Origin of the sequence: Nocardiopsis coralli, from assembly GCF_014892575.1 — a bacterium.
In the GTDB taxonomy this organism is placed as follows: Bacteria; Actinomycetota; Actinomycetes; order Streptosporangiales; family Streptosporangiaceae; genus Nocardiopsis; species Nocardiopsis coralli.
Genome location: NZ_JADBGI010000031.1, coordinates 22,171 through 41,615 on the forward strand (window position 1 = coordinate 22,171; position 19,445 = coordinate 41,615).

The 19,445-nt window shown below is 68.9% G+C and carries 16 protein-coding genes and 2 CRISPR repeat arrays; of the genes, 12 read left to right on the top strand and 4 right to left on the bottom strand.

The window, feature by feature from the left end; genetic code table 11:
- The first annotated feature begins 285 nt into the window (after positions 1-285).
- Complete coding sequence (locus tag IDM40_RS25065; RefSeq protein WP_193124535.1) at positions 286-810, top strand: pyridoxamine 5'-phosphate oxidase family protein; 525 nt, start codon at positions 286-288, stop codon at positions 808-810.
- 33 nt (positions 811-843) lie between these two features.
- Here the strand turns inward: IDM40_RS25065 and IDM40_RS25070 are convergent, their stop codons facing one another.
- Positions 844-1,242, bottom strand: coding sequence for an effector-associated constant component EACC1 (locus IDM40_RS25070; RefSeq protein WP_193124536.1), 399 nt, complete (start codon positions 1,240-1,242; stop codon positions 844-846).
- A gap of 546 nt (positions 1,243-1,788) precedes the next feature.
- Between IDM40_RS25070 and IDM40_RS25075 the strand changes: the two genes are divergently transcribed.
- The gene (locus IDM40_RS25075) at positions 1,789-2,721 is read left to right on the top strand and encodes an ion transporter (protein ID WP_193124537.1); all 933 of its coding nucleotides are present in this window, start codon (positions 1,789-1,791) and stop codon (positions 2,719-2,721) included.
- A gap of 70 nt (positions 2,722-2,791) precedes the next feature.
- Here IDM40_RS25075 and IDM40_RS25080 read toward each other — a convergent pair whose 3' ends face one another.
- Positions 2,792-4,213 carry a pentapeptide repeat-containing protein gene (locus IDM40_RS25080; RefSeq protein WP_193124538.1) on the bottom strand — a complete coding sequence of 474 codons (1,422 nt, stop codon included), beginning with the start codon at positions 4,211-4,213 and terminating at the stop codon, positions 2,792-2,794.
- A gap of 224 nt (positions 4,214-4,437) precedes the next feature.
- Positions 4,438-5,166, bottom strand: coding sequence for a TetR/AcrR family transcriptional regulator (locus IDM40_RS25085; RefSeq protein WP_193124539.1), 729 nt, complete (start codon positions 5,164-5,166; stop codon positions 4,438-4,440).
- A gap of 108 nt (positions 5,167-5,274) precedes the next feature.
- Between IDM40_RS25085 and IDM40_RS25090 the strand changes: the two genes are divergently transcribed.
- The 5 genes from IDM40_RS25090 (at position 5,275) to IDM40_RS25110 (ending at position 11,876) form a co-directional block, all read left to right on the top strand.
- On the top strand, positions 5,275-5,928 hold the full coding sequence (locus tag IDM40_RS25090) for a hypothetical protein (protein WP_193124540.1): 654 nt from the start codon (positions 5,275-5,277) through the stop codon (positions 5,926-5,928).
- 503 nt (positions 5,929-6,431) lie between these two features.
- Positions 6,432-9,884: a protein kinase domain-containing protein gene (locus IDM40_RS28725; RefSeq protein ID WP_268959397.1), complete on the top strand. Its 3,453-nt coding sequence runs from the start codon at positions 6,432-6,434 to the stop codon at positions 9,882-9,884.
- A gap of 275 nt (positions 9,885-10,159) precedes the next feature.
- Positions 10,160-10,438 carry a hypothetical protein gene (locus IDM40_RS25100; RefSeq protein ID WP_193124541.1) on the top strand — a complete coding sequence of 93 codons (279 nt, stop codon included), beginning with the start codon at positions 10,160-10,162 and terminating at the stop codon, positions 10,436-10,438.
- A 115-nt stretch (positions 10,439-10,553) separates the two neighbouring features.
- A complete protein-coding gene (locus IDM40_RS25105) occupies positions 10,554-10,829 on the top strand; it encodes a hypothetical protein (RefSeq protein WP_193124542.1) in 276 nt (91 codons plus the stop codon).
- 168 nt (positions 10,830-10,997) lie between these two features.
- Positions 10,998-11,876 carry a class I SAM-dependent methyltransferase gene (locus tag IDM40_RS25110; RefSeq protein WP_193124543.1) on the top strand — a complete coding sequence of 293 codons (879 nt, stop codon included), beginning with the start codon at positions 10,998-11,000 and terminating at the stop codon, positions 11,874-11,876.
- Positions 11,877-12,253: 377 nt separating this feature from the next.
- Here IDM40_RS25110 and IDM40_RS25115 read toward each other — a convergent pair whose 3' ends face one another.
- Positions 12,254-12,499 carry a GntR family transcriptional regulator gene (locus IDM40_RS25115; protein ID WP_193124544.1) on the bottom strand — a complete coding sequence of 82 codons (246 nt, stop codon included), beginning with the start codon at positions 12,497-12,499 and terminating at the stop codon, positions 12,254-12,256.
- Positions 12,500-12,670: 171 nt separating this feature from the next.
- Between IDM40_RS25115 and IDM40_RS25120 the strand changes: the two genes are divergently transcribed.
- The 5 genes from IDM40_RS25120 to IDM40_RS25140 all read left to right on the top strand — a co-directional run bounded on the left by IDM40_RS25120 (position 12,671) and on the right by IDM40_RS25140 (position 19,388).
- Positions 12,671-13,318, top strand: coding sequence for a hypothetical protein (locus IDM40_RS25120; protein ID WP_193124545.1), 648 nt, complete (start codon positions 12,671-12,673; stop codon positions 13,316-13,318).
- Entirely contained in the window at positions 13,318-13,698 is a 381-nt protein-coding gene (locus IDM40_RS25125) for a hypothetical protein (protein ID WP_235997927.1), read from the top strand. Before IDM40_RS25120 ends, IDM40_RS25125 begins: the two co-directional genes overlap by 1 nt.
- Before the next feature lie 256 nt (positions 13,699-13,954).
- Positions 13,955-14,228: a CRISPR direct-repeat array (repeat unit 29 nt).
- A 47-nt stretch (positions 14,229-14,275) separates the two neighbouring features.
- Positions 14,276-14,758 (top strand): hypothetical protein, encoded by a 483-nt coding sequence (locus tag IDM40_RS25130; protein ID WP_193124546.1) that lies wholly within the window; start codon positions 14,276-14,278, stop codon positions 14,756-14,758.
- Positions 14,759-16,610: 1,852 nt separating this feature from the next.
- Positions 16,611-17,127: a CRISPR direct-repeat array (repeat unit 29 nt; unit sequence GTGCTCCCCACGCACGTGGGGATGGCCCG).
- A gap of 87 nt (positions 17,128-17,214) precedes the next feature.
- The gene (locus tag IDM40_RS25135) at positions 17,215-17,790 is read left to right on the top strand and encodes a glycerol-3-phosphate responsive antiterminator (RefSeq protein ID WP_193124547.1); all 576 of its coding nucleotides are present in this window, start codon (positions 17,215-17,217) and stop codon (positions 17,788-17,790) included.
- A gap of 278 nt (positions 17,791-18,068) precedes the next feature.
- Entirely contained in the window at positions 18,069-19,388 is a 1,320-nt protein-coding gene (locus IDM40_RS25140) for an MFS transporter (RefSeq protein ID WP_193124548.1), read from the top strand.
- Positions 19,389-19,445 lie beyond the last annotated feature (57 nt).

Here is a 19,445-nt window from a genome sequence, read left to right on the forward strand (position 1 = left end):
TATCGGCGCTGAACCCGGCTCCGGTAGCAAGATCCCCGCAGAATGAACCCGGCCGGAGCAGAGCTGCGGCCGGGTTCCGCTGTGTCGGTCGCATTCGGACGGGACGCACAGGACAAGGGATCGGTCGGCCGCGGTCGCCTTCGGGAGCCGGGGGGCGTGGTTTCGAGCCAGCGGTCCCTGCTGCGCGACGGGTGGAGGTTTCCCAGGCGCAGGCCGGGGCCGGGTTCTTCCGGGCCGGCGGGGTACATCCGAGCGAGGACATCCGCTCGAGACCGAGGACAGCCGATGAGCGCCGCCGTTCCCACACCTCCCACCCCCGAACTCCACCCCGATTACAGCGACCCCTCAGCCGACCCGACACCGTGGGCGGCGGTGGTGGAGGCGGTCCAGCGCGCGGAGATCTTCTGGCTGACCACCGTGCGCCGCGACGGTCGCCCGCACGTCACCCCGCTGCCGGCGATCTGGTTGGACGGGGTGCTGTACTTCTGCACCGGCGCCGAGGAACAGAAGGCGGTCAACCTCGCCGCCGAGGACCGGTGCATCCTCACCACCGGGAGCGACCGGTTCCGCAGCGGCCTGGACGTGGTGGTCGAGGGCACGGCCGCCCGGGTCACGGAGGAGCCGTTGCTCCGGCGGCTGGCGGACCTGTGGTTGGAGAAGCTGGACTGGCCCTGGGTGGTGGCCGACGGCGCCTTCCAGCACGAGACGGGCGGGGCGGCGCTGGTGTTCGGGTTGACGCCGCACAAGGTGCTCGCGTTCAGCAAGGGCGACCCGTTCGCCCAGACCCGGTTCCGGTTCCAGGAGCGCTGATCGGGGCGCCGGGTATCGGGACGCGTCGGCGATTCAGGAGGGGGCGGGATCGGCGTCGGGATCAGGGCCGTCCTGCTCCACGACCTCGGCCTTCGAACCGGACTCCAACTCCTCGGTGACGCGCTCGATGAGCTGTTCCGGCTCCGAGACACGCTTGGCCTGCAGCTCGAGGGTCGTGCCGTCCTTACGGGTGATCTTCAATGACACGTCGGTCGTGCGGTGCTTGATGTAGGTGACCATGGCCGTGGTGACCGCTGCGGGTGCGCCGGCCGCCACGAGGGCGAGGATCTCCGGGAAGAAGGAGACCACGTCTCTGGCCTGGACGACTCGGCCGCCGGTGACTTCGCCAGAGATGGTGTTCCGGACGGCGGGCTCTTCGGCGTGCTTCTCCGTGGGCTCTTCGTCGGGAGGTTCGTGGTGGGGGCTCTCCATGCGGGCAGTGTAGAGGCCCCCGATTTCTGCGTCGGCGTTTTTCGGATGGTGCATACGAGAACTCTCGGGCAACCGGAAACGCGTGGGGCTCAGGAGAAACAGAAACCGTCCGAGAGTCACGAGTTCGGGGCCCTCGGGGCGGCTCGCAGGCGTACCTTCGGTGGGTGCCTCTCGCGGCCCCGATCAGGCCGACCAGGTCCCGTCCGTGCCCCGGCCAGGCTCTGACCAGGGCCCGGACGGTGGTGGAACCCTACGCTCCCTGATGCGCGGGGATCATAGGACGTTCGGGGACGCGAGTGAGGGACGTTTGGCGCTGCTTCGCTATATTTGGACCCTCTGTGTCTGAATGAGGGGTGGGAATTGTCCACGGAAACACCGGCACCCGCTGACCAGGTCCACGGACCCGGCGGTCCCGATGGGCCCGATGGGCCTGGCGGGTCCGACGGGTCCGAGGGTTTCGGCAGGTCGGACGGGCCCGGCAGGGGCGACAGGGATGAGGCCGGGGCCGGTGCGCGCCTTCCGGCCGGGGTCGCCGGCATCGACCGAATGGTGAGCAGCCGCTGGTTCACCAACAGCATGCTCGCCGTCATTCTGGTCAATGCCGGAATTTTGGGCGCCGCGACCTATGAGAATGCGGCGCTCCCATATTTGATCGCCGCCGAGCGTGTCATCATCGCCGTCTTCGTCGTCGAGATGCTGCTCAAGCTCTACGCGTGGCGGGGATCCTTCTTCAAGAACGGCTGGAACTGGTTCGACCTGTTCGTCGTGGGGGTCTCCCTCATCCCCGCCAGCGGCCCCTTCGCCGTGCTGCGCGTCCTGCGGGTGCTGCGGATACTACGCATCATCACCGCCGTCCCCCAGATGCGGCAGGTCGTCAGCGCCCTCTTCAAGTCCGTGCCGGGCATGGGCACCGCCATCGGGCTGCTGCTCGTCGCCGTCTACACCTTCGCGATCCTCGCCCAGCAGCTGTTCGGCGAGACCGTGCCCGAGTTCTTCGGCGACCTCGGCACGACCCTGTACACGCTCTTCATGGTGATGACCACCGAGGACTGGCCCGACGTCTCCGACGCGGTGCTCGAACACCACCCCATGGCGTGGACCTTCTTCGTCGTCTACATCGTGCTGACCGCGTTCATCGTGCTGAACCTGGTCATCGGCGTGATCGTGGCCTCGATGGAACGCGAGGTCAACGACGACCGGTGGAAGGAGGACCAGCGCCTGGAGGAGGAGCAGCACCAGGCCGTCATGGGCCGCCTCGCCGCGCTCAACGCGCAGGTGGAGCACCTGACCCGGGTCGTGCAGGATCTGGGTGGTGAGCCGGGGGAGTCCCGGGAGTCCCGGGAGTCCCGGGTGTCCGGGGAGTCCGAGGGGCCCGGGAGGGAACCGGGCGGTGACCCGCGTGGTTCCGGTGGGTCTGGTGGTTCCGGTGGTGCAGGTGGCCACGGTGGGCCCTCAGGCCCGGCTGCTCCTGACGACTGACCGTCGGCGGTGCCGAGTGACTGCCGACGGGACCGAGGCCCGCGTTCCGGGGATCACCGCCCGCGCAGGTTCACCGCTCGTTCCCGGGCATCCGTGCCTGCCACCCGGGCGGCAGGTCCACCTGAACGTCCGGCGAGGCGTTGTAGACCGCCGACAGCAGACCGCGGGGAGGATCCAGAGAACGCACCTGCCCGCAGCTGATCTCGCCCCCGAGCAGCTGGAAGCCCGTGAAGTCGGCGGCCGTGCCCTCGAAGACGACCTCCTTGAAGTAAATCAACCCCCGGTGGAGCTCGGCGCGACCGAACTCCACCTCTCCGGAGCGGAACTCCGCCCCGGAGAAGTCCACCACGTCCGCGTCCATGAGGCCGGCGGCGAGGCGTACCGGTCCCAGGTCACCTCTGGTGATCGGGTGCTCCAGTGTGCCGGGGGAGAACGTGGTGAAAGAGAAGCTGACTCTCCCGCCGATGAACCGGGCGCGGTTGAACTTCACCTCCGGGCTGAGGAACTTGGCCGTCCTGAAGACGGTCTCGCCGCCGGTGAACCTCGCGCCGGTGAAGTCGGTTTCATCGCACAGGAACCTCGCCCAGGTGAAGTCCGTGCGCCCGTCGGCGAACTCGGCCTGGGCGAAGCTCACCTTCTTGCCGTAGAACTGCGCCCCGGAGAGGTCGCCTCCGTCGAAGACCGCGCCGGTGAAGTCGTAGTCCCGGTCCTGCCATCGCCGGTCCTTCCGCAGCCGGGACCCGAGGATGCGGATGATCGTGTGCCGCACCTCCCGGAGTGAGGCGAACTCCAGTTCCTGTTCGCGGATCTCCTTGCGTTCCTCCGGTGAGGCGTACTCGGGCGCGGGCCCCGGCGCCGGCGCGTAGGGCATGCGCAGGTAGTTGCAGAGCACGTTGACGACCATCTGCACCAGGTCGTCGCGGTCCTCCGACGCCTCGTCGGCCAACCGGGCCAGCGCGTGCACCCCGACCACCCGGACCGCAGCGTGCTCCGAACCGAGTTTGTCGCCGGCGCTGTCGAAGGTTTCGGTGAAGAGCTTGGAGACCTCGCGCTGTTCTCCGGACTCGGTGGTGCGCTGACGCCGGTAGGTGACGACCAGCGCCGCGACACCGACCAGACCCGCGACGACCGCGAACGCGCGGAAGCCGATCGCGTCCAGGTCACCGGCGGACAGGGTCGAGGGCAGGTCGAAGGCGGGCATCCCGAACACGAGCCAGATCAGCAGGCTCATGTACGCCACGGACGCAAGGGCGACCGTCCAGGCGCCCAGGATCATGCGGCCCAGGGGGACACCCCGGAGGTCCGGCCGGGGCAGGCCGCGGCGGCGTAGGAGGAACCATCCGCCGGCGGCGGCTGCCAGGCCGACGACGGTCGCGAGCCCGAGCGCCGCCCAGCGGAAGGGGAGCCCGTCGGGCACCAGGTCGACGAGGGCGGTGAGCAGCGGCCGGGCGACGGCGGTGAGGCAGGCCAGCGCGAAGAGGACCAGGGTCACCGGGATCCACGGGGGCTGCGCGGATCCTTGGGAGGGCGGGCCGGACGAAAACGGAGCGGAGGGCGAGGACGGGGGCATGGCCGTAACCGTAGCCGGAAGGGTCCGGCGGGGGTGCGGGGAGGGAAGGACACACGTGATCCGTGAGGCTCCGCCCATCATTCGCGACGCCCTGCCCGGACCCCCACTGCGTTCTCGACCGGTCCGGACAGCCATGGGGGTGAGGGTCAGGTGGCGGGACTGCCGGCCTCGCCAGGCTCACGAGGATCGCTCGGGGCCAGCACCGCATCGACCGCCGCGTACAGCGTCTCCGTCTCCCGCTGGGCGAGCGAGTCCTGCGCAGGCAGCGCCCGCTCCAGCCCCAGACCGTTGACGACGGTGGACAGGAACCGTGCCCGCCGCGGGATGTCGTCGCGCGGCAGAGCCGTTTCCTGATCCCCCTCCTGATCCCTCTCCTGGGCGAGCACCTCGAGCCAGTCCTCGATGCGGCGCTGGGCATCGCGTTCGATCGTCAGGTACGCCTCGCGCAGCTCTTCGGTCTGCTCGGCCGCGATGAACGTCTCGACCATGCGGGACATGGCCTCGCGCGCCTCCGGTCCGCGGCCCGCCGCCGTCAGGACCTGGCGCAGCGACTCCACGAGGCGGTCCCGGGCGGGGAGCGAGGTGTCGTCGATGCGGTCCGCAGGCACGATCCAGTCGTAGATGCGGCGCATCACCTCGTCCCGCAGTTTCTGCTGGGTGGGGAAGTGGTGGCGCAGGGACCCCACGCTCACCCCGGCACGCGACGCGACCGTGCGCACGCTCAACCGCGCCGCCACACCGTCCTCGCGGAGGATGCCCGCGGCCGCCTCGAGGATCCGCTCGCGGGTGCTGGGCGCCTCGCTTGTGCTGGAACCTCTGGATGCGCTGGATCCGCTGGCTGCGCCAGGTGCGTCGGCTGCTCCGTCATCGCTCATGGTGTCGTCGGCCTCCTATTAATACACCGTACTAGTACGGCGTGTTACTCTGCATGCGATGCGACCAGTACAGCGTATTGCTTCGGTGGGAGTGCCAGGAGGTACACCGTGTTCCAGCAGGTGAAGCGCCGTCGTGCCGAAGGGCGCGTCGAACCCGGCGACGGGCGGGAGCTCAAGCGGTTCCGCTGGTGGCAGCTGCCCGGACGCGCCCTCTTCCACCTCGACCACACCGGCCCCCACGGCGAACCGCGCCGGTACTCGGTGGACGTACGGCACTGGCAGAACCAGTCGTCCGGCGAGGTCAGGGCCCAGCTGTACCGCGACGGACACCAGCAGGCCGGCGGCAAGATGCCCGTCGCCTTCCCCGTCGAAGGCGGTGTGATCGAGGTGGCGATGAGCGGCTTCGGTATCAAGCGCTGCCATTTTGTGGCCGACGACGGGAGCGAACGGCAGCTGCGCCCGGACCCCCGCTCCCCGGAGGGGCGGCGGGCGCGCTTCGAGCGGAACCACCCGCTCGCGAGCCGTGTCATCGGCGCCGTCTCGGTCGTGGCGCTCCTGATCGGTGTGGCCCTACTGCTGCAGCAGGTCGCCGGGCAGCTCGCGCAGATCCCGCCCGTCGTCGAACGCTTCGGGCAGATCGAACCCCTGGTCACCCTGCCGATGTGGTTGAACATCAGCCTGGCTGTGGCCGCCGCGGCCGCCAGTACCGAGCGGGCGTTGCGGTTGCGCTACCGGTGGTACCTCGACGCCGTCGCGAACTGACGGCGGGGGAGGGCTGTGGGCGGCGGAGGGGCGGAGGAGAACCCGCGGAGGGGCGGAGGAGAAGCGTCGGGGAAGAGTCGGAGAAGTGGTGGAAAAGCGGGGGAGAATCGGCTGAGGGGCCTGCTCGGTGCGCGCGCTGCGGGGCGGTGAGTGTGTGGCGGGTGGGCACAGTGGGTGCGGTGGGTGCGGTGGGTGCGGTGGGTGCGGTGGGCTCGGTGGGCTCGGTTGGTTCGGTGGGTGTCGGTTCGCGGGAAGCCGCCACACGGCCGTGATTCGGGCGAGCCGCCGCGTGGCTGTAAACGGATCAGAACCAGGTTCCGGTACCGCACGTCCCAAACCCCGGGGAACCTGAGACAATCCCTCGAACCGGCGGCACGCCCGCGTGCCGCCCGACCGTTCGACCGCAGCCACCCGCCGCACGGCGGCACAGCTTCACGACCCACAGCCGCACGACCCACAACCTCACATCGGCAACACAGCACGACCCGGAAAGCGCCTGTACGTTGCATCCCCTCAGCCCAGCGAGCCCCGAGAGTTCCGCGAATTCCGAGAGCCACGCGAGCCCCGCAAGTGCCGCGAGCGCCGCACATGTCGCGAGTTCTACAGGTCCCGAGCGCCCTGCGCGTGCTGCGAGTGCCGAGAGTTCCGCGAGCGCCGCGGGTCCCGAGAGCCTCGCGGGTGCCGCAGGTGCAGCGGGCGCCGCGCACCCCACCCGCGTCGGCCCGTACCACCTGACCCACCTCCTCGGATCCGGAAGCGTAGGCACCTCCTACCTCGGCGCCGGCCCGGCGGGCGAACGCGTCGTCGTCAAGGTCATCCACCCCGAGCTCGCCGCCGACCCCGACTTCCACGTGCGCTTCGTGCGCGAGAGCGCGTCCGCGCGCGGGATCGACAGCCCCCACACGGCGCGGGTGTTGGATGCCGACCCCGAATCTGAGACCCCGTGGATCGCGACGGAGTACGTCGACGGGATCACGCTGGAGCGCACGGTTTCCGACTTCGGCGTGCTCGGAACGGCTGCGCTGCGCGTGCTCGCGACCGGGCTGGCGCGTGCGCTGGAGGAGCTGCACGGCAACGACCTCGTGCACGGCGACCTGAACCCGCGCGACGTGGTGCTGGTCGAAGACGGGATCCGGTTGGTGGACTTCGGCGGCGGGCGCCTGGCCACCCGGTTGCCCGACGACGTGCATGACCTCGCTGTGGACCAGGTGCGGGAGGGCAAGGCCGCGGACGTGGGGACCGGGACGCTGGTGGAGCCCGGGACCTCTGGGGCGGACGGGTCCGAGAGCGAGGGAACTGGGGAAGGCCCTGCCGGTGAGGCCGGGGAGGTCGGAGAGGCCCCCGAGCCCGAGCTCGAGTCCGAGTCCGAGCCCCGCGAACTCTCCGAACCCGCCGAAGGATCCGATTCCGAGATCCCCGTCGGCCCGGCACCCACCGGTGCACGCGTGGCCGGACAGCCGCCGGCGCCGACCGGTCCGCCGGTCTCGGTCGAACCCCCGGACCCCACGGGAAAGCCGGTATCGGTGGAGCCTCCCGACCCGACCGGGGAACCGGTGTCCGTGGAGCCTCCCGTCGAGGAGGAGCGCGACAACAGCCCGGCCGAGGTAGATGCGCCTGAGACCGATGCGAGCGGGGCCGAGGCGGCGCGTACGCACTCGGGTTCGGCAGACGCAGACCCCGACTCGGGGCCGACGGGTTCGGGCTCGGAACCGGAGCCGGACGTTGTTGCAGAGGCATCGGCTTCCGGGGCGAGTCCGGACCCGACAGGACACTCGGGTGTGAACACCGAGGCCGCCGGCTCCGACGCGACCGGCACCGAGACCGCCGACGCCGACCAGGCCTCAGAGAATGACGGTTCCGCGGTCCCGCGTTCCGCGCGCGGATGCCCGCTCCCGCACATCCCTTACAAGGCGCCCGAGCAGGTCGAAGGGGGCATGGGCGACGCCTTCTCCGACATGTTCGCGCTGGCCACCGTGCTCGTGTACGCGGCGACCGGCGAGAACCCCTTCGCGGCGGAGACCGATGAGGAGGCCGTACAGCTCCTGACCGGGGACGCCCCGGAGACCCACGACCTTCCGGTACTGCTCCGCACGCTCGTCGCCGCCTGCTGGAACCGGACACCGGAGTCGCGTCCGACGTCCGCGCAGTTCGCTGCGGCGCTGGCCAACAGCGAGCCGCCGGAGCAGAAGCAGGCGTCCTGGGCCGAGGGTGGCGGCGATGCTGGTTCCCGGTCCGCGGCAGGGGCTGCTGGGGCTGTTGCGGCGGGTGCGGCCGATCAGGCAGGCGCGGCGCACGGTGACGCAGCGCCCGGTGAGGCCGAAGCGTCCGAGGTAGCCGACGGGCGTGGGGCGAGCGGTGCCGGTCCTGCGGGAACCGGGATCGGAGCCGGAGCCGGGATCGGATCTGGATCTGGATATGGAACCGGAACCCCAGCGGCTTCCCCGGACCCCTCTCCCTCTTCCTCCACGGATTGCGCCCCGCGTCGATCGAGCGCGGCGACGGCCTACCCGGTCGCGCATGGGCACGCGGTCCCCGAGGGGCAGGCCGAGCCGAGGCTCGCGCCCAACCGCACGGGCACGTTCCAGCTGCCCGGGCCGGAGGACGTGCGCCGGTACGAGCAGGGGTCCGAGGGGGCTTCGGGCTCCGGGACCGGGTCCGGATCTGGCTCCGGGCCCGGATCGGGTTCTGCCTCCGACGCCGCGCTGGCGGCCGCAGCGGCAGCCGCTGTGTCCGCGGGTGAGGACCCGGACGGCAGCGCTGAGCGCACCGGCACCTTCACCCGGCGCGGGCGGGAGAGCACACCTGCCCGGGGCGGGGCGGCTGGAACATCCGGAGTGTCCGGAGCGGCTGCCCCCTCCGGAACATCGGGATCCGCGGGTTCCGGGGCGTACGAGGGCTCCGAGGGCCTCGGGGGACAGGGCGGACCAGGCGGACCGGATTTTTCCTACGGCCCTGCCGGTTCCCATCCCTACTCGGCTGCGGGCGTGGACGCGCCCGCTCCTGCAGCCGGGGCCGACGCAGCCGGCGCAGGCGCCCCGGAGACCGTCGTCGCACGGTGGGCCGGCGGCCAACCGACCTTCGGCGCGCTGCCGCCGTGCCCGCAGGGGCTGCCGCCCGGTCCGGCCGAGGTGAGCCCGGACGGGAGCATCATCGCCGTGGCCAGCTACGGCGCGATCTGTCTGTGGAACGGGAACGACGGCACGCACCTGGGGGAGTTCACCGGGTTCCGGAAGTCCGTCAACGTGGTGGCGTTCAACGCCGACGGGACCCTGTTGGCGTCGGGGCACGAGGACCGGTGCGTGCGCGTGTGGGACCTGGTGAACATGCGTCCGCTGGGGGTGTTGGCCGGGCACGCGGGCACGGTGTCGTGCCTGGACTTCTCGCTCGACGGGAACTTCCTGGTCAGCGGTGCCGGCGATCGGCACGTGTTGCTGTGGGACCTGCGGGTCGGGCGGAGCGTGGTGAGCTTCCCGGGGCACGAGGACATGGTGTTGTCGGTGGTGTTCTCGCCGGACGGGTCGACGATCCTCAGCGGGAGCAGTGACCGGAGCGCGCGGATGTGGCGCACCGACGGGACCCCGGTTGCGGTGCTCGCGGACTACGAGACGGTGGCGCCGATGGTGTCGGCGACGGCGTTCAACCCCCTGAAGCCGGTGATGCTGACCGGGGATTCCAACGGGGTCGTGCGCACGTGGGCGTCGGACACCGGGGCCGAGGGGCCGACCTTCGCCGGGCACCATGACCTGATCTGTGATGCGCGGTTCAGTGCGGACGGGTCGTCGTTGATCACCGCTGGGTGGGACGGGCAGGTGTTCGTGCGGGACACGATTCACTATGCGCCGGCGGCGGCTCTGCGGACGGGGCAGGCGCGGTTGCGGTGTGCGTCGCTGACGAGGGACGGGCACATGATCGTGGCGTCGGGGGCAGGGTCGCCGGTGTTGGTGTGGCGGTTGTGAGGGGTGTGGGGGTTTCTCACCCGCGGCCCGTCGCGTTGAGCTGCGCTCGAGAGCTGGGCTCGCTCGGCTGTCTAGAACTGGACAGTCGAGAAGGGTTCTCGGTCAAAGGTTCTGCACAGACTGCTGCGGGTTGTCGCGGCCACCAACCCGGGTAGGGCGGAACCTGAGTAGATCTACGCCTACACCGACAATGAATACCCCCAGGGCGAGATCTTCGACGTCACCCTCGACGAAGTCGCTGATCCCGTGTGGCCCCCGCGGGAGGAAGGATACGTATGGTCGAGCTGACCCCTGAAGAAGAGTATTACTACGCCAACGCTTCGATGGCGATGCTCTTCGACCTGGCTCAAGAAATTACCACGCAACTCGGCGGTGAGTATGTCGCCCTCTACCGCGCCGCGCGGAATGAGGAGGAGCGGGGGCAGTGGATCCGGCTGATGCGCGAGGCCCATGACATTCGTGAGGGTCTGGACCCTGACGATCGTCAAGCTTTGATCGACCAGATCACCCGGTGGAAAGCTGAGCTTTCCCGGGTGCGAGGTCGTGAGAACTGAATCAGGCTCCGAAGGCCAGCGAGGCAAGGCGTGTGTGGTTCCAGGGGCGAGATCTTCGACGTTACCCGCGACGACGTGGGGGTCCCGTGTGGCCCCCGCGGGAGGAAGGATATGCATGGTCGAGCTGAACCCTGAAGAAGGGCATTACTACGCTAACGCTTCGATGGCGATGCTCTTCGACCTGGCGGACGATATTGCCGAGCTGATCGGTGGCGAATGCGTCGCTCGGGTGGACGCCGCCGCCACTGAAGAAGAGCGTGAACAGTGGATGCAGCACATGTTTATATTCAATAAAGAAAAAAGGGCGCTGGGGGTCGACGACCGGGACGCTGTGATCGCTTATATTATCCGAGGAAGGTCTGAATGCGATCGACTTCGGAATGAGTGGTAGTGACTGATTACGGGCTGATCGGCGAAGAACTGAATAGTCGCTTCAAGGGCATGGTTTTCCGTCGGTAGGCATGACGGCACGCGCGGGATCCCGACGACCGCTGGGATTCCCGGCTCGAACCGTTATAGGGGCCTGGCCGCCGGTACCCCTGAACGCTAGGCTGCGCCGATGGACCGAGCGACGGATGTGCCCCAGACGCCCGCCCCTCCCGCAGATCCAGCGCAGCAATCCGCCGCGCACCAAGGCGCTGCGCACCAAGGCTCCGCGCAGCGAACCACGGCGCAACCGACATCCGCCCACAACGCGGATCCGTCCCAGGCCAACGACTACGACAGCTTCGCCGAGGCGTACGCGGCCGACAACGAGAAAAACCTGCTCAACGCCTACTACGAACGGCCCGCGATGCTGGCGCTCGCCGGAGACGTGTCCGGCCGTCGGATCCTGGACGCCGGCTGCGGGGCGGGCCCTCTGTTCGCTGCCCTGCAGGAACGCGGCGCCGAGGTCACCGGGGTCGACGCCAGCGCCGAAATGCTGAGCCTGGCCAGGCGGCGGCTCGGGGACGACGCGAGTCTGTACGTGGCCGACCTGAGCCAACCCCTCCCGTTCGCCGACGGTGTGTTCGACGACGTTGTCGCGTCGCTGGTGCTCCATTGCCTGGAGGACTGGGGTCCGACGCTGGCCGAGATGCGGCGCGTGCTCAGGCCCGGTGGCCGGCTGCTCGTCTCGGTGCAGCACCCGTTCGTGGACTACGCGATCCAGGACCCTCGACCGGACTACTCCAAGACCACGAGCTTTTCCACTGAGCTCACGTTCAGCGGACGCTCCGTCCCGATGGAGTTCTGGCGGCGGCCGCTGCACGCGATGACGGACGCCTTCACCGCCGCCGGTTTCCGGATCTCCGTCATCAGCGAGCCGCCGCCCGACCCCGCCGCCCGTGACCTGTTCCCGGACGACTTCCGGAAGCTGGCGAGCGGTATGGCCTTCCTCTTCTTCGTGCTCGAAGTCGAACCTGAACCCGAGCCCGAGCCGGAACTCGAAACCCCGTAGCTTCCCAAGCCCTCAGTCCCCAGTTCCTCGGGCCACCAGCTCCCCGACGGCGTGCGATGAGCACGCTCGCGGCATTGAGCGATCGTGCCAGGAGCCTCGGATAGTGACAGCGCGGGCGGTCGATGCATGGCGAAGCGCGCCGCGCACGGAGGAGCGTCGGCCGCGACTACTCGGGGCGTTTCACCGCGAAGGTTCCGCGCCCGGGGACGCGCAGGATCAGCCCTTCGTCCTTCAACAGTGCGTAGGCCGACCGGGCCTTGGGCTGGCGTACATCAGAACCTGCTCTGCACGCAGAAGATGGTCGCGGCCGAGAGGCCGCCACTCCGCTGACTCTGCGATGAACATGCTCTGGCTCAGGCGAGCACGCAAGGGCTTCTCTACGACCTCTTGGAGACATCCGCGGCGTACGTGCCCTTGCCGGGCACGCGGATGATGAACCCCTCCTTGGTCAGGAGCACATAGGCCGATCGCGCAGTCCGCCGCGAGACGTTGAATTCGTGGCAGACATCTGTCTCTGACGGAACCGGACGGTTGGCCTCATAGGTGCCGTCCTGGATCCGTTCGCGGATCACACGGGCAATCTGCTGGTACATCGGTTCCGGGCCGTCGAGATCAAGCACCATCTGAAACTAGCTGAACTGAACATATGCACACTAACCCGACCCAGTACGTGCTAGCACGTGACAGGTGGGCCAAGCTCACGTACTGTGAAGCATCCCCGTAACGCACGGGACCCCCGCGACGTGTTAGCGCACGCCCGGGGGCCATGGCCGACCTGTTGGAGGCAGGACGACATGTTCAACCCTATTGCTTTGCTCTGTTTGCTGGTGCGCATGGTGCGCGCCTCGCAGGGCGTGCACATCTCAGCCTTCGGATACGTCCGTGAGCTGGCGGGCGAAGTCCAGCGGAGCCGGACCCGCCAGAGCTGCCGGAACCCCCAGGACCGGCGGAACCGGTCGCGCCGCGTGCGGCGCTACGCCGAGCGCATCCCTCGCCTCGGCTCCGGGATCGAGTCCGGGCCCGAGTCTGGGCCCGAGTCCGAGTCTGAGCCCGGGGTCGATGCCGATTCCGACTCGGGCCTCGAAGCCACCGTGCACGGTTTCGCCGTGCGTGACGCGGCGAGCGTCAACGTCTCCGTGCCGGCGGCGATCGTGCGCGGGCGTTGCTTCGTGAGCGGACGTGCCACGGGCGCGCGTCCGGTGGAGAGCCGGAAGTTGGCGCTGGCGGTGCTGTGCGCGCTGGCCGACCAGGACCGGCGCGGCCTGGGACTGCGGGGCCTGGACGTTGACCTGGATCCGGGCCTGGGTCTGGATCCGCGAGCCCTGGACCGGCCCGACAGGGTTCGGCCGGACGGGGGCAGGCCCGACCGTGTTCGCTTTGACCGGGTTCGTAATGACCGGGCTCCGGGCCGGGACATGCTCGTGGTGGGGGAGGCGGCGTAATGGACATCCACATGGACGAGTTCCTGGACGCAGCCTCCGACGCGCTCGCCGTTCCGCCCGGCCCGCATCCGGTGGCGGACTTCCTCCTCGTGCGCGGGCTGCGCCGTCGTACGGACGCGGTGCGTCAGGCGCTGGAGCTCGTGCGGCGCGACGGGGACGCGGACGAGGCGTTGGAGCTGCTCGACCGGGTGCTGTCGGAGCCTCCGGTGCCCGCGCGCGTGAGCGAGTGCGGGCTGATCGACCCGGGGCCGGGTTCGCGGTCGAGCCTCAGCTCGAGTCCGGACCCGAGCCCGGGTGCGCATGCGCACCCGCATCCGGGGGCGGAGGCACAGGCTGATCAGGGGTTCCTTCCCCGACCGCGTCCGTGGCCTGGGCTGTGACCCTGTTGCCCGCTGCCGCGTGGGTGCGTGGGCGGCCCGGCGGATCGTGATCCCGGATGCCTGATGAGTCGGGGCCTGTTCTGTTCGAGCAGGCCCCGTCATAATGGCCGCGTGGTCGCAGGGCAGGGAGTTCATGCGCGCAATTTCCGGTGGACTAGGATCACGCAGAGAATTCGAGTGGCCACAGTAGTGCGGGCGGCAGCTCCGAATGTGGTTGCAGAACCATAACGCGCTACATCGCACCAGGTCACTAAGTGTGTTCCCCACGCACGTGGGGATGGCCCGTACCTGAATCAACCGACAGCGGCCGACGACGCGTGTTCCCCACGCACGTGGGGATGGCCCGATGTCGGAGGCGGTCGCGATCACGGAGAGCTCGTGTTCCCCACGCACGTGGGGATGGCCCGCAGGATCCGGGATCTCCGGACTCGGGGACGCCGTGTTCCCCACGCACGTGGGGATGGCCCGCGGCGGCGAGTATTGAGTTGTACGGCGTTGCCGTGTTCCCCACGCACGTGGGGATGGAGCGGCTGCCGAATACCCTGCGGGCCGAGAACAGGACCTCTGAGGAGATGGCATGACGCGGATCGGAATCACCGGCCACTCGAACCTCTCGGCTGACAGCGTTCCTCTCGTGCGCGAGGCCCTGGCCGGGGTGCTCGCGCCGTACAACGATGGGGAGCTGGTCGGCCTGTCGTGTCTCGCCCGAGGGGCTGATCAAGTCTTCGCCGAGGTCGTGCTGGAGGTCGGCGGTCACCTCGAAGTCGTGCTTCCTTCGGTCGACTACCGCGAGGCGAAGGTCAAGCCGTGCAACCTCGACCAGTTCGACGACCTTTTGATGCGCTCGACGCTGGTCCGCTACATGCCGCACAAGAGCGCCGGGCGGGAAGCCTACGAGGACGCGAACGAGACGATCCTGGATGGCATCGACCGGCTCGTGGCCGTGTGGGACGGGAAACCGTCGGACGGCAAGGGCGGCACCGGGGACGCCGTCGAGGCAGCACAGGACCGAGGCGTCCCCGTGGACGTCGTGTGGCCGGACGGTGCGCGGCGACAGTAGGCCGGTTCTCTCCGGTCTCGTGCACGGACCGCGGGCGCTCGTCGTGCGTCAGCTGTGCGTCAGAACGTGCGGCGCGGTCCCTCGCCACTGACGTTCCATCGCGTCCCGCGGCCAAAAGCCTGTGGACCCTTGGACTCGTGCCTCTGAATGCCTGATGAGTCGGGGCCTGTTCCGTAAGGGTAGGTCCCGGCATGCTGGCCGTGTGCCGTGCACAGCAGGGAGCCCCATACGCGCAATTGCTGGCGGACTATGCTCACGCCGAGAATGCGAGTGGCCACTGTTGCGCGGGAGACAGGTTCGAATTTGGTGGCAGAACCATAACGCGCTGTATCGCACCAGGTCATTAAGTGTGCTCCCCACGCACGTGGGGATGGCCCGTCGAGTTCCGCAAGGTCGTCCACGCGGCCCTCGTGCTCCCCACGCACGTGGGGATGGCCCGCGCTCGTAGTCGGTCTCGGGCACGCAGTCGCGGTGCTCCCCGCGCACGCGGGGATGGCCCGGATGAGCAATCGGCCGACTCCGCGTCGCTGATGTGTTCCCCACGCATGTGGGGCGCCGTTGACGGCGCCGTCGGGCACCAGGTGGGCGGCGGGATCCCTTCGGGCTGTGTGAGCCGGCGCTGGGCAACACGGGGGAACAAGGGAAAACCCCGCCGGAGGGTCTTGGTTTCCGGCGGGGTTCCTGCGCGGCTCGGACGGAAGAGCGCGGGTCCGGCGGCTTGAGGCCACGCGGGTCGAGCCGCGTCACCTCGGACGGAGCCGCCCGGACGAGTTCCGCCTGCACTCCAGGCCGCGCGGGCTTTTTGCTTTCCCTGCTCGGCTCTGCTCAGAGCAGCACAGTGCAGCTCAGGTCAGCCGCGTTCGCAGGGCGAACTCGCTCTTACCGGCGGGCGAGATGACGTGGTCAGCAGGTGAGGCGGGTGAGACGCATGAAGCACGTGAGGCACACGGGACACGTGTCGTGTGTGACGTGACGTGAGGTGTGTGCGGCGCCGTCGGTGAGCCGGCCCTGGGATGAGCTCGGCGAGCTCCGATTGCTCGTCCACGTGCTCGTCCACGTGATCCACGTGGTGCACGTTCTCCACTTGCTCGTCTTGCTCCTCCACCAATGCGCCCCCGCGGTAATGGTGGAAGGAGTGGTCGTGGGCGGCCGTCCCGAACGAGACGGAGAACGACGAAGAGAACTAGGCAGAGAACGAGAACGGGAATGGGTAGGTCACGCCGTTCTCATCCGTGCCAGGGATCGCCCCCGTCGGCACATCCGGCAATGCGGCTCGGCGAATTCACCACCCCCTACAGCTCCCACGGGGGTGGACGTCGAAGTCGAGGCCGAAACCGAAGTCGAAATCAGAGTCGGCGCCGGTGCGCGGCCACGGCCCGCCCTCGCGGATCCGTCATGGCTTGCGTTGAGGCTGTTGAGGCTCTCGCACATGCCTGCTTCCTCCTGTCCCTCCTGCGCGGTCCGGGTGGCCGCGCGTTCCGGCGCTGCTCCGGTGCGTTCCCGTGTGTGTTCCGTGCGGCCTTGGGCCCTTGGAGTCCTGTGGGTCCCTGTCGGCCCGGTGCCGTGATGCGTGGTCGCGGCTGCTTGCTGACACACTCCAAGTTAGAGATCAGGGCAGCCGTGAACATCGGTCGCAAGGACGAACCGGGGGTCCAACGAACGTTGGGTATCCGGGGCACCGGAGGGCGACGAATGGCTGAGGAAAGCCGCCGGTCGTTGGTCACCGGCCGCCCGCGTAATTGCCTGTGGACCGAGCTTACGTAGAGGGTTCGAGTAGCTACAGTGGTGCGGGCGACAGTTCCGAATTTGGTTGCAGAACAATAACGCGCTGCATCGCCCCAGGTCATGAAGTGTGCTCCCCACGCACGTGGGGATGGCCCGGTTCCGTGCTCCTGGTCCCAGAGGATTGTCTGGTGCTCCCCACGCACGTGGGGATGGCCCGCGGCGGTCTTCTGGTAGGCCAACTTGCGGACAGTGCTCCCCACGCACGTGGGGATGGCCCGGGCACGGCAGGTGCTTCCGGTCTGGGGGTCGTGTGCTCCCCACGCACGTGGGGATGGCCCGTCCAACAAGATCGACGCACTCCTTGAGATCCTGTGCTCCCCACGCACGTGGGGATGGCCCGAGAGCGCCGAGGGGCAGCACAACGGCCAGTTGGTGCTCCCCACGCACGTGGGGATGGCCCGAGTCTGGGGGTCGTAGACCGCGTTGCGGACCGGTGCTCCCCACGCACGTGGGGATGGCCCGGTCCAGTACATCGCGCTATGTGGGAGTGAGCTGTGCTCCCCACGCACGTGGGGATGGTCCGTCCGAGTACACCTGGGCCACGAACCCCTCCACGTGTTCCCCACGCACGTGGGGATGGCCCGATCTCACCGGGGCGGTCGAATGGCCGCATACGCTGGTCCGATGCCCGGCGGCGCACGCCGCCGCCCGCGCCCGGACGAGGAGACCCCATGGCAGAACCGGCAGAACCACTCTCCGAGATCCTTGCGGACGCCCCGGTCGTCGCCAGCGTCAAGAACCCCGAGGATCTCTCCGCCGTACTGCGCTCCGACTGCCAGGTGGTGTTCCTGCTCTACGGCACCCTCCTGGACCTGCCCGAACTGGTGCAAACTCTGAAGGACGCCGACCGCACCGTTCTGGTCAACGTCGACCTCCTCGACGGCTTCGCAACCAAGGACGTCACAGTCCGCTTCATCGCCGAACGCACGTCGGCGGACGGCATCCTCAGCTCGAAGGCCTCCCTGGTCCGCACCGCCCGCGAGTGCGGCCTCTTCTCGGTGCACCGCTTCTTCCTGATCGACTCCATCTCCTACCGCAACCTCGTCCCGCAACTCCGCTCCTCCCGCGCCGAGTGCGTGGAGATCCTGCCCGGCTGCGTCCCCCGCGTCATCTCCTGGGTGGTCGAGGAGATCGACGTCCCGCTCATCGCCGGCGGCCTGGTCTGCGACCGGGACGACGTCTTCGCCGCGCTCAAGGCCGGGGCGGCCGCCGTGGCTTCGTCCAACCACGAGGTGTGGAAGATGTAGCCGCCGCGAAGCGGAGTGAAGGCGGCCGCGCAAGCGGCCGCACGGGCCGCCGCGCAAGCGGTAGCGCAAGCCTGCGAACAGGGCAGAGTCCACACCCGGTGTTGACACCTCAGTGAGGGGAAACTACTGTCCTTCACACAACAGAACACCGGCCCCGCCTGGCACAGTTGTCACAGCTGCAACGGCTGTCACGGCGGCGGCAGTTACTAGAGACCAGAGAACAGTAACTCCTCGATTCATGGGGGAGTGCTGTTCTTTTTTTATGTCACGGGGTGGAAATGAGCACGAGACGGAAGTGGACGGAGTTCCTGATTCTGGCGATGTCGTGCGGCATCATCTTCCAGGTCGGCTACATCCGTTTCGTGTTCCTGGGCCCGACCATCGCCGCCCTCGAACTCACGGCGCAGCAGTACGGCAGCATCATCTCGGTCTTCGGCGCCACCGCGATCGTCATGTACTTCTTCGGCGGATGGTTCGCCGACCGCTTCTCCCCGAAGCTGCTCATCGCGCTCGGCCTGGCCGGAACCGGGCTGCTCAACTTCTACATCGCCCAAGCACCCGGCTACTGGGGCACCCTCATCGCCCACGTGCTCACGGCGGTGCTGGCCATGGGCCTGTACTGGTCGGCCCTGATCAAGGCGATCAGCCTGCTCGGTGAGTCCGACGAACAGGGCCGCCTCTTCGGGTTCCTGGAAGGCACCCGCGGCGTGACCTCCACGCTCGTGGGCCTGGTCGGCGCAGGCCTGGTCGCGGTCGCGGTGACCGACGCCTTCGGTGTGCTCTGGCTGATCAGGATCTACGGGGTGCTCAACCTCGTGCTCGCCGCCCTCGTGCTCTTCTACGTGAGCGTGGGCTCCAAGGCCCCCTCCGACGACGAGTCCAGCACCGTCTCGATCCGCCAGCTCTGGCTCGCCGCACGCAACAAGTACACCTGGCTCATCGGCATCACCGCGATGCTGATGTACACCTTCTACACCCTGCTCGGCTACTTCTCCCCACTGCTGGAAACCCACTTCGGCGTCGCCGCGGGGCTGATCGGCGTCATCGGCGTCATGCGCACCTACTTCTTCCAGCTCGCCGCCCCGGTCGGCGGCCTGGTGGTCGACAAGGTCACCCGGTCCTCGCCGCGGTTCCTGCGCTGGATGTTCGCGGGCTGCCTGGTGATCGCCGTGGCGTTCCTGATCATGCCGCGCTCGGACTCCTTCGCGTGGCTCGCCGTCGTGCTCATGTTCGTGCTGTCCCTGTTCGTCTTCGCCTCCCGCGGCGTGTACTTCGCGACCGTCGGCGAGGTCGAGATCCCGCAGAACCAGCGCGGCGGGGTGATCGGGCTGGTGTCGGGCATCGCGTTCCTGCCCGACGCGTTCCTGCCGTCGGTCGCCGCGTGGTGGATCGGGGACCCGAACGCCAACCCGCCCGTGGCGGAGGCCGGCGGCGGATACACGGCCATGTTCAGTGTGCTGATCGCGGCGGCCCTGCTCGGGCTGGTCTTCACCAAGCTCACCGAGCGCGCCCGCGCCCGCGACCTCGCCGCACGCACGGCCGACACATCGCCGCCCCCGTCCCCGGCCACGACCACGACCACGACGCCGACCGGCTGAGCAGGCCGGAACGCCGAGACGACCGGAACCCGGCGGGGCTCCATCTCTCGCACCGCA